The 11702-nt window shown below is 69.8% G+C and carries 4 protein-coding genes; all 4 read left to right on the top strand.

The window, feature by feature from the left end; genetic code table 11:
• Positions 1-42: 42 nt before the first annotated feature.
• Genes G3I60_RS24305 through G3I60_RS24290 form a run of 4 tightly spaced genes read left to right on the top strand, consistent with a single transcriptional unit; the run spans position 43 to position 11670 of the window.
• Positions 43-300, top strand: a complete 258-nt coding sequence (locus G3I60_RS24305; RefSeq protein WP_138353984.1) for a phosphopantetheine-binding protein — start codon at positions 43-45, stop codon at positions 298-300.
• Positions 300-2279 (top strand): aminotransferase class I/II-fold pyridoxal phosphate-dependent enzyme, encoded by a 1980-nt coding sequence (locus G3I60_RS24300; protein WP_164295876.1) that lies wholly within the window; start codon positions 300-302, stop codon positions 2277-2279. Before G3I60_RS24305 ends, G3I60_RS24300 begins: the two co-directional genes overlap by 1 nt.
• Before the next feature lie 5 nt (positions 2280-2284).
• The gene (locus tag G3I60_RS24295) at positions 2285-3922 is read left to right on the top strand and encodes an amino acid adenylation domain-containing protein (protein WP_164607710.1); all 1638 of its coding nucleotides are present in this window, start codon (positions 2285-2287) and stop codon (positions 3920-3922) included.
• Positions 3919-11670: a type I polyketide synthase gene (locus tag G3I60_RS24290; protein ID WP_164295874.1), complete on the top strand. Its 7752-nt coding sequence runs from the start codon at positions 3919-3921 to the stop codon at positions 11668-11670. Before G3I60_RS24295 ends, G3I60_RS24290 begins: the two co-directional genes overlap by 4 nt.
• The last annotated feature ends 32 nt before the right edge of the window (positions 11671-11702 follow it).

Below are 11702 nucleotides of genomic sequence, written 5' to 3'. Positions count from 1 at the left end.
CATCGCCCATCCCTCCTTGCGGGACATGGATCGAGGACGAACATGACCACTCAGCAGTCGCTCATCACCTACATCGCCGATACCTGGATGGACGGAGACGCGGACGGACTCGACGCGGAGGTCCGGCTCACCGAGATGAACATCATCGACTCGGCCGCGATCTTCGATCTCGTCCACCATCTGCAGAGTGACTTCCACATCACCGTGCCGTTGCAGGAGATCACGCCGCGGAACTTCAGAACAATCAACGACATCGCGGCTCTTGTCGAGCGTCTGCAGACAGAGGGGGCGGCTCGCTGATGACCGACACTCTGGCGGCCGGCCAGGACACCGCGCGTATCCATGAGCAAGTGGTGGACATCGTGGCGTCCCGCACTCTCTACGACCAGTCCTATCTCCTTCCGGAAAGTCATTTCGAGGGTGAACTCGGCATCGACTCGGTCATTCTCGAATCGATCCTGCTGACGGTGAGGGAGCACTTCGGCCTCCCCTCCGCACTCCCGGGGGGAATCTCAACGATCAAGGAGCTCGTCCACGAGGTCGAGCAGTCCCTGACCCCGCGCACGCAGGACCGCCTGAAGGCAGCGCCGCTGCCGCCGCGCCCGGACGGCTCCGTACCGCAGGACCTTCTGAAGACACTGGTCGACGTCACGATGCGGCACACGCACTACCAGCGCAACCAACTCGATCTCGATGCCGACTTCGAGAGTGAACTCGGAATCGACTCCGTGGTCCTGACCTCGATCGTCGCCGAGGTGGCCCAGCTGTGCGGCCTGGCAGGCAGCGCACCGGTCACGGTCACGGCGGCAACCCTTCGCGCACTGGGTGTCGAACTCGCCGGTGGACGGGCGGGATCCGGACCCCCGGCCCCGCTCACTCCCGCCGCCACAGCACCCGCTCCCTCTCCCGCCCTGCCGGCCCCCACGACCACACCGGTCCGGGAGCATGCCCCGCAGACACCCGCGGCGAAGGACGGACCCTGGGACGACCGTTCCATGAAGGATTTCACGGAGCAGCGCGATCCCGATCTCTTCGCCAAGGCGCGCAGCTTCGGCAGTTACTTCCGGAAACGCAACGACGACCAGCTCTATTGGTATGGCATGCCGCTCCAATCCCGCTGCGAGAACCGGGCTGTCATCCGCGATGAAATCACCGGCCGCACCCGCGAGTTCCTCATGTTCGCCTCGAACAACTACCTCGGTCTGGCCAATCACCCCAAGGTCGTCGAGGCGGTCTGCGATGCCACCCGGGTCTATGGGGCGACCAACACCGGCTGCCGCCTCATCGGCGGCACCAATGTGCTGCACAAGGAACTCGAACAACGCCTGGCGGCCTTCAAACAGCGGCCCGCCTGCATTGTCTATCCCGGCGGCTACTCGGCGAACATCGGTGCCATATCGGCACTCGTCAAGAGGGACGACACCGTCATCGTCGACAAGCTGAACCATATGAGCATCGTCGACGGCTGCCGGCTCTCCGGCGGCAACCGCAGAATCTACCGGCACAACGACATGGCGGATCTCGAAAAGGTCCTGCAGCGCAGCGCGGACCAGGCGATGGGCAAGCTCATCGTCACGGATGGTGTCTTCAGCATGCACGGCGACGTCTGTGAGTTGCCGGAGATCGTCCGGCTGGCGCAGCAGTACGGCGCCCGGGTGATGGTCGACGACGCCCACGCGACCGGTGTCCTCGGGATGCGCGGCTCGGGTACCGCCGAACACTTCGGGCTCAAGGGCGAGGTCGACCTGGAGCTCGGCACGATGAGCAAGACCCTCGCGGGAATGGGCGGCTTCGTCGTCGGCGAGGAGGAGGTCATCGACTATCTGCGCTTCTACTCCAACTCCTATGTCTTCGCCGCGACGATTCCCGCCGGCGTCGCGGCCGGACTCATCGCGTCGATCGATGTGATGGAGTCGGAGCCCGAGCGCGTCGCCACCCTCTGGTCCAACATCCGCCTGCTGCGCGGCCGGCTGGCCGATGCCGGATTCGATCTGGAGAACACCCAGAGCGCGATCCTGCCGATCGTCATCGGCGATGAGCGCAGGGCGATGGAAATGGGACGGGCGGTCCGCGCCCGCGGCCTGTTCTGCCAGACGGTGGTCTTCCCCGGGGTCCCGCTCGGCGACGCCCGGCTGCGGATCAGCGTGACGTCCGAGCACACCCGGGAGGACCTGGAGCTCGCGGCAGAGATGTTCACCGAGGCCGGACAGGAGACCGGGGTGCTGTCCCCCGCGACCGCCGACGCCAGGTCCGCCCGCGACCGGAACGTATCGGAGTGACGGCGATGTCAGAAACAGCCCTGCCCGTACCCATACCCGAACATGAACCCGCGCCCGACCTCCGTGTGATCCGGCTGCCCCGTCCGTTCTCCACCGAACAGGCGGCGCGGACCGCCTTCCTGGGCCCGGCACCGCTGACCTACGGCGAACTGGCGGCGCACGTGGACGCCGCCGCCTCTCGATTGGCGGGCCTGGGTGCCACCGCGGGCGACCGGATCGCCATCTGGATGGACAAGACCCCCTGCGGCGCCACGGCGATCCTCGCAGCCCTGCAGGCGCGCTGCGCCTACGTCCCGCTCGACGGCGCGCAGCCGCCGAGCCGCGTCGAGACGATCCTCGCCGACGCCGAACCGATCGCCCTGTTCACCGACGTCCGACACCTCCCGTCGCTGTCCGGCATCACCCTGCCCACCTCCCTGCGGGTGATCGTTGTCAGCGGTGATGTGCCCGCCGCGTACGCCGAGCGCGTGCCGGTCAGAACCTGGGAGTCCTTCTCCGCCGCGTCGGCCACCGTCCGGGCCGCCGGCGGCCCGGAGACCGGTTCCGGCCCGGGACCCGACGACCTGGCCGCCATCCTCTACACCTCGGGTTCGACCGGCGTTCCCAAGGGTGTCCAGATCTCGCACCGCAATCTGGCCTGCTTCATCGGCTGGGCCCGCCAGGAGCTCGACGTCGGCGCCGATGACGTCTTCGCCAACCACGCGTCCTTCAACTTCGATCTGAGCACCTTCGACCTGTTCACCGCCCTGTCGGTGGGCGCCGCGGTGTGGATCGTGGCGGACTCCCAGGCCCGGGACGTGGCCGCGCTGGCCGCCGGCATCCGCGAAAACGGCGTCACCGTCTGGTACTCGGTGCCCTCCATCCTCCATCTCCTGACGGCGTCGGGCGCCCTCACCGACGGGACCGCACGCAGCCTGCGCTACGTACTGTTCGCCGGCGAGGTCTACCCGATGCCGCAACTCCGCGCCCTGCTCGACGTCCTGCCCGAACAGACCGTCCTCTACAACCTCTACGGTCCGACGGAGACGAACGTCTGCACCTACTACCGGCTGCGGGCCGTGGACGCCACGCGTACCGACCCGGTCCCGATCGGCTCCGCGGTCGCCGGAGCGCGGCTGTCCGTCGTCGACCCGGACGGCCTCGCCCTGCACGGTGCGGACGCCTTCGGTGAACTCGTCGTCGAAGGCGACTGCGTCACCGCCGGCTACTGGCGGCGCGAGGAGGAATCCCTCGCGGCCGGCCACCCCAAGGGCAGCCACGCCACCGGCGACCTGGTGAGCTACGAGGACGGCCTGCTGGTCTACCGGGGCCGTAAGGACCGGATGGTCAAGCTCTCCGGCTACCGGGTGGAGCTGGGCGAGATCGAGTCCGCCGTGTTGCGTCACCCGGCGGTGGCCACCGCTGCGATCGTCCTGGACGGCGAGGGCCCCACCGCCCGCGTCGCGCTGTACTACACGCTCCACCCGGGGGCCGAGCGGCCGGGACTCCTGGAGATCAAGCGGCACTGCGCGCAGTACGTACCCGCGTACATGCTGCCCCGGGTCGCGACCTGCCTCGACGAGCTGCCCTACAACGCCAACGGCAAGATCGCCTACCCCCGGCTGGCCGCTGGCGCGGCGCACGCCGACCGGAGGCCCTCATGAGCCCCGAACCGACGTGCACCGACCGGGGAGCGGGGCCCGCATCGGTCACAGCGCTGCTGCGCGACCGTCTGGCGAGCGATCCCGACGGACTCGCCTACCGCTTCATCACGGGCATCGACGGCCGGAGCGAGAGCTGGAGCCATCGCGAGCTCGACCGCAGGGCGCGTGCAGTCGCCGCCCGCCTCCAGGACGCGAAACTGGACGGCCGGCCGGTCCTGCTCCTGCACCCACCGGGGCTCGACTACATCGCGAACTTCCTCGGCTGCCTGTATGCCGGCGCCATCGCCGTCCCCGCTTACCCGCCGGACACGTCACGCTTCGGCCAGACCTTCCCCCGGCTTGCCGCCATCGCCCGTGACGCACGGGCCACCCACGCACTGACGACCGACAGCGTCCGGGACTTCGTCGCGAACCAGGAACGGGAGCTCGAGAACCTCGGGCTGGCGAACCTGACCTGGCTGGGCTCAGGCACCTCCGCCGACCCCACGGGCGACGGATGGCACGATCCCGGCACCACCGGCGGCACCCTCGCCTTTCTGCAGTACACCTCGGGCTCCACCTCGACGCCGAAGGGCGTCATGGTCAGTCACGACAACCTGCTGGCCAATCTGCGCTCGATCCACCAGCGGCTGCGCCACGACCGGGATTCGGCCATGGCGCTGTGGCTGCCGCCGTACCACGACATGGGTCTGATAGGCGGCATCCTGACCGCCCTCTACAGCGGCATCCCGCTGCACTTCATGGCGCCGATGACCTTCGTTCAGCGACCGCTGCTGTGGCTGGAGACCATCTCGCAGACCCGGGCGTCCACGGCCATCGCGCCGAACTTCGGGTTCGAGCACTGCCTGACCAGGGTGTCCCCGGAGGAGCGCGACTCGCTCGATCTGAGCCACTGGCGGCTGGCCCTGAACGGCGCCGAGCCGGTACGCGCCGACACCCTGGACCGCTTCGCGGAGTTCTTCGCCCCGAGCGGCTTCGACCGCCGGGCCTTCATGCCCTGCTACGGCCTGGCCGAGGCGACCCTGCTGGTGTCGGGGACCCGGGCGGACGAACCGCCGGCCGTCGGGTCCTTCGCCACGCAGGCGCTCGAGGCCGGAGCACCGGAGCCCGCCGGGCCGGGAACGGACCGGGTGACCCGGATCGTCGGCTGCGGCCCGGCCGCCGACGGCGTCAGCGTGGAGATCGTCGACCCGGCCGTCCGTCGCCGGGTGCCCGCCGGCCGGACAGGCGAGATCTGGGTCTCCGGACCCGGCGTGGCACGCGGGTACTGGCGCAAGCCCGAGGCGACCCGCGAGACGTTCCACGCGGAGATCGACGGCGAACCCGGCGCCCGGTACCTGCGCACCGGCGATCTCGGATTCCTGCACGCCGGTCAGCTCCACATCGTCGGCCGGACCAAGGACGTCGTGATCGTGCAGGGCCGCAACCACTACCCGCACGACATCGAGCTGACCGTGGAGAAGGCCGATCCGGCGATCCGCGCGAACTGCGGAGCCGTCTTCGGCATCCCGACCGGGAACGGCGAGGCCCTGGTGGTGGCCTACGAGGTCGACGGCCGGAAGCTCGGTGATCCGGCGGCGCTCCTGGCGCGGTTGCGCACCGCCATCGCCCAGGAACACGAGGTGTCGCCGCATGCGGTGGTGCTGCTGAAGAGGTCCACCGTCCACCGCACCACCAGCGGGAAGATCCAGCGTGGCGCGTGCAGGACTGACTTTCTCCGCTTCGGTCTGACCGCCGTGGCTGCCAGCGTCGTCAGCGACTCGGACGGACCGGTCGGGACCGGCGGCCCTTCCGCCGGGCGGGGCCGGGCCACCGTCGCCGAAGCCGTCGACGATGTTCTCACCGGCATCACGGGAGCGACCCGGATCAGCGGGCGCGGCTTCGCCGACATCGGTCTCGACTACCCGCGGCTGACCGAAGCGGTGCGGCTGCTCGGACAGCGGCTCGGGGTCGAGGTCCCGCTCGGGGATCTGCTCGTGTGCCCCGATGTGGACACTCTGACGGCTCTCCTGCTCGGCGACACGCCTGCCGACTCTCCGTCCACCACCACGGAACCGTCCCCGCGTGCGGTGGACGACATCGAGGCCTGGCTGACCGCGAAGATCGCCGGCCGTCTCGGTCTGGCCACCGGCACGATCGACGCCACACGTCCCTTCGCCTCACTCGGGCTCGATTCCCGCCAGGCGGTGGCCATCTGCGACGATCTCGGGACGTGGCTCGGCCGGACCCTGCTCCCCGGAGTGGTCTTCGATCATCCGACCATCAGAGCCGTCGCCACCGCGCTCGGCACGACAACACCGCTCACACCCGGCGACGCACCGGAGGCCGCGACCGCGCGGCCGGCCGGAGGCAACGAGCCCATCGCCATCGTCGGGATCGGCTGCCGGTTCCCCGGCGCGCCCGATGCCGACAGCTACTGGCAGCTCCTGCTGGACGGCCGTGACGCGATCACCGAGGTCCCGGCCGACCGCTGGGACACCACGGTCGTCAAGGCGCCCCGGCTCGGCGGGTTCATCGACCACATAGACGAGTTCGACGCCAGATTCTTCGGGATCTCGGCGCGCGAGGCCGAACGCATGGACCCGCAGCAGCGTCTGCTCCTGGAAACCGCCTGGCACACCATCGAGGACGCGGGCATCGCCCCCAGCGCACTCGCCGGAAGCGACACCGGGGTCTTCGTCGGCATCAGCAGCCACGACTACTCCGGGCTCCAGCTCAGCGACCCATTGACGACGGACATCCACGCCGCGACCGGCAACGCCCACGCCATCGCCGCCAACCGCCTCTCGTACACACTCGATCTGCGCGGCCCCAGCATCGCCCTCGACACCGCCTGCTCGTCCTCACTGGTCGCCGTGCACGCCGCGTGCCAGTCACTGCGCTCCGGAGAGTGCCACATCGCGCTCGCCGGCGGGGTGAACCTGCTGATCACTCCCGCGCTCTCGGTGGCCTTCTCCGAGGGTGGGATGCTCTCCGCCACCGGCCGCTGCCGCACCTTCGACGATGCGGCCGACGGTTACGTCCGCGGCGAGGGCGTCGGCCTGGTCTGCCTCAAGCCCCTGGCGGCCGCCATCGCGGACGGCGACCGGATCCACGCGACCATCACGGGCTCCGGCCTGGGCCATGGGGGCCGCAGCAACGGTCTGACGGCACCGCGGGGGTCCGCGCAGCGCACGGTGATCGAGCGGGCCCTGGGCCAGGCGGGCTCGCACGGCGCCGAGATCGACTATGTCGAGGCTCATGGAACGGGAACCTCGCTCGGCGACCCCGTCGAATGGGAGGCCCTGGTGGCGGCGTACGGCCGGCACCAGGAACACGACCGCCCGTGCCTGGTCGGCTCGGCGAAGAGCAACATCGGCCATCTGGAGGCGGCTGCCGGCATCGCCGGGCTGATCAAGGCCGCTTTCGTCGTGCGGCACCGGGAGGTGCCACCGCAACTGCACTTCACCACCCCGAACCGGCGACTCGCCCGGGAGGGATCCGGACTCGAGGTCCCCACCCGGCGGCGCGCGCTTCCGGCCGGGAGCGTCGCGCGCGCCGCGGTCAGCTCCTTCGGATTCGGCGGGATGAACGCCCATGTCGTCCTCGAAGCGCCGCCGACGCCTGTCGCTCCGGCCGCACCGCCGGAACGGTCCCCACGGACGGTCGACGCACTGTGCCTGTCGGCCCATTCACCCACCGCGCTGGCGGAGCTGGCACGCCGCTACCGCGGACACCTCGTCGCGCACCCGGACGTACCGACCGGCGCCCTGTGCCACGCCGCCAACACCGGTCGATCACACCTCCCGTACCGGGCCGTCGTCAACGGACGGAACTCGGCAGAGCTGGACGAGGGACTGGCCGCGCTCTCCCAGGGCGCAGCGAACACCCAGCTCGTCGTCGGTCACGCCTCCCACGGGCCCGCGCCCAGGACAGCGTTCCTCTTCAGCGGCCAGGGGACGCAGTACGCCGGCATGGGAAAGCAGTTGTACGACTCCCACGAAGGGGTGGCGCGGTCACTGGACCGCAGCGACCGGGTGCTGCGGCCATTGCTCGGCATCCCGCTGACGGAGCTCCTCTTCGAGGAATCCGGCGCCGACCGGCTCCGCAGCACCCGCTACTGCCAGCCGGCTCTGGTGGCACTGGAGATCGCGCTGGCCGAACTGTGGATTTCGGTCGGCGTGCGACCGGCCGCGCTGCTCGGCCACAGCGTCGGCGCGTACAGCGCCGCCTGCGTGGCGGGTGTGCTCTCCCAGGAGGACGCCCTCACCTTGACGGCCACCCGCGCCCGCCACATGGACGAGCAGCCCGGTGACGGATCGATGATCGCCTGTAGCGGTGATCCCGCGACGATCCTCGAACTCGCCGCCGCCCATCCGCCGGTCTCCGTAGCCGCGGTCAACGCCCCCGGCCAGCTGGTCCTTTCGGGGCCTGCCGACCGGATCCATGAGGTGCGCGCCGAGTTGGAGGCCAGGTCGGTCGCTGTCCGGCCGCTGACGGTTTCCCATGCCTTCCACTCACCGATGATGGAGGGCGCCGCCGACCCGCTGCGCGCGGCTGCCCGTGAGCTGGACCCGTCGAAGCCGCGCATCCCGTGGGTATCCGACGTGACCGGTGAACCGGTCGAACACGTCGATGACGACTACTGGGTCGATCATCTGCTGGGCACCGTGCGATTCGCCGACGGAGTGGCGACACTGCGCCGCCTCGGCTGCGACACCTTCGTCGAGATCGGCCCGCATCCCGCTCTCCTCGGCCTGACCCGGGCCGCGGACCCCGGGAACGGCCCGGTGGCCGTGCTCCGGCTGCCGTCCTTGCGCCGTGGCGCGGACGACTGGAAGACGTTCCTGCAGTCCCTGGCCCGCCTGCACTGCGCTGGCGGCGACGTCGACTGGGCCGCGCTGGAGCAGGGGTCTCCCCCGGCACGGGTTTCCGTGCCACGCACCGTTTTCGAGCGGCAGCCCTACTGGTTCACGGCTCCGGAGCCAACCACCCGCGATCTCGGCGTCCCGGCTCAGCAACCGAACGGCTTCGTCCAGGAGCGAAGGGAGCACGACATGAACGGCATGAACGGCATGGACGGATCTGGAACGGACTGGCAGCCGACGTGGAACGGTCACGATGGCCCGCAGCCGGTGGTGCAACGCGATGTGGTCGGCTGGGTCTCCCAGGTCTGCGGATTTCCCACCGATCAGATCCCCGTGCAGGCCCGCCTGGGAATGGATCTCGGCTTCGACTCACTGATGAAGACCGAACTGCAACGGCACATCGCCCAGAAGTACCCACACCGGCTAGGGGACCTGCGGCGGTCCCTGCCCGACGATCCGACCGTGCAGGACCTCGTCGGAGTGCTGGGGGCCGGCCAGGCCGTCCTCGCATCGACACCTCAGTACCTGCCCGCTCCCCAGCAGTACGCGCAGGTCCCGCAGCAGTACACCGCGCCGCCCTCGGCCCCGCCGCAACCGGCACCGACACCGGAGCTCGCCGCGCCGCCCGTCCGGGTGGAGCGCGAGTTCGAGGAGTGGGCCGAGTACGCGGAACTCCAGGGGCGGCTGCGGCAGATCGAGTCCAGCGGCGCGAACGCCTACGGCCGCGTCCACGAGGGCTACAACACCGGCCGGATCTCGATGGACGGCCGCGAGATCGTCAACTTCTCCGCCTTCAACTACCTGGCTCTGTCCAGTCACCCCCGGCTTCGAGCAGCGGCCACCGCGGCGATCGACCACTACGGCACCTCCAGTTCCGCGACCCCGCTGCTGTGCGGGGAGACCCCGCTCCACCACGAGCTCGACGCGGAGATCGCGTCGTTCCTCGGCACCGACGCCGCTATCGTCTTCGCGGGCGGCCACGCGACGAACGTGGCGACCGTGGGCCATCTGTTCGGCCCCGAGGACGTGATCCTGCACGACGAATGGATCCACGACAGCACCGTGCGCGGCTGCATTCTCTCGGGTGCGCGGCGCCGGCCCTTCCCCCACAACGACTGGGAGGCCCTGGACCGGATGCTGGGTGCCCTGCGCCGGCACCACCGCAGGGCCGTCATCGTCATCGAGGGCGCGTACAGCCAAGACGGCGACATCCCCGATCTGCCACGGTTCATCGAGGTCAAGAAGCGCCATGACGCGATGCTCATGATCGACGAGGCGCACTCGATCGGAGTGCTGGGGCGCACCGGCCGCGGTATCGGCGAGCACTTCGATGTCGACCGGCGCGACGTCGACCTCTGGATGGGCACGCTGAGCAAGGCTCTGGGCAGTCTCGGCGGGTACATCGCGGCCCGCTCGCCCATCATCCAGTACCTCAAGTTCACCGCCCCGCTCTATATCTTCAGCACCGGAATCTCCCCCGCGAACGCGGCGGCGGCGCTGGAGGCCTTCCGGGTCATCCGGGACGAGCCGCAGCGGGTGCGCAAAGCACAGGAGCTCGCGGAGTTCTTCCGGGATGCAGCGCGCGCCCGTGGCCTGGACATCGGAGTGTCGCGGGCCTCAGCGGTCGTGCCGATCATTCTGGGCAGCTGGGAACGGTCCATGACGATCTCCAACCGGCTGCTGGCCCAGGGCGTGAACGTGATGCCCATCGGATACCCCGCCGTCGCGCGCGACAAGTGCCGGCTGCGCTTCTTCATCAACGTCGATCACCGCGAGTCCGATCTGGAACACTCCCTCGACCTCTTGAGGCATGCCATGTCATCCGACAGCGAACTGCCACCCCCCGCCCCCCGCACCCGCGCGGAGCCGTCCGCCTCCCCCGCCGCCCGCCGCGACGCCGACATCCTCGTGGCCGGAGCCGGCGGCTTCATCGGCGGCCACCTGACCCGACGGCTCGTGGAGCAGGGCCATCGGGTCCGGGTGTTCGTCCGCGAGAACAGCGACCGTTCGGCCTTCGGCGATCTTCCGGTCGAGGTCGAGGTGGGCTCGCTGGGCAACACCGACAGCCTGCGCCGCGCCACCGACGGGGTGAAGCAGGTCTACAACTGCACCGGGAAGTCCGCGGACTGGGGTCCATGGGAGGAGTTCCGGCACGTCAACATCGAAGGCGGCAGGAACCTCGTCGAAGCCGCGCACCAGGCCGGCACCGTCGAGCGGATCCTGCACGTCAGCACCACCGACGTGTACGGCTACCCGGTGCGGCCCTGCGACGAGAGCGCCACCCCGCGCGACACCGGACTGCCCTACAACCGCAGCAAGCTGCTCGGCGAGACCGTGGTGCGCGAAACCGCGGAGCGGCTCGGCATCCCGCTGACCGTGGTACGTCCGGTCTCGGTCTACGGCCCGCGCAGCAAGGACTTCGTCATCGAACTGGCGAACCTGATCGTGCAGAAGCAGATGGTCTACATCCGCCGCGGCAACGTTCCGGCCGGGCTGCTCTACGTGGGCAACGCGGTCGACGCGATGATCGCGGCCTGCGGCTCCGAGGCCACGATCGGCCGGGCCTACAACCTCCGCGACCCTGACCTGACCACCTGGCGCGAGTACATGGAGGCGCTCGCCGAGGGCCTGGGCGTACGGCCTCCCTCGATGAGTCTGCCGAGCGCGGTCGCCACCGGCGTGGCGACGGTCTCGGAAAAGGTCTACGGCACGCTGCGCATCAAGTCACGGCCGGTCCTCACCCGTCACGCGGTGCACCTCTTCGAGCGGGACCAGTCCTATCCCATCGAGCGTGCCCGCAATGACTTCGGTTTCAAGAGCGAGGTCGGCTTCGAGGAGGCCATGCGCCGCACCATCGACTGGCTGGACTCCGCGGAGGGCCGCCGGCACGTGAGCCGTTGAGCCGTACCACCGCGACGAGGACAGGAGGTCAG

The sequence above is a fragment of the Streptomyces sp. SID13666 genome, assembly GCF_010548325.1.
GTDB classification, from domain to species: Bacteria; Actinomycetota; Actinomycetes; order Streptomycetales; family Streptomycetaceae; genus Actinacidiphila; species Actinacidiphila fildesensis.
The sequence above is the reverse complement of the archived record's forward strand: the minus strand, read 5'-3'. Positions and strand labels throughout refer to the sequence as shown.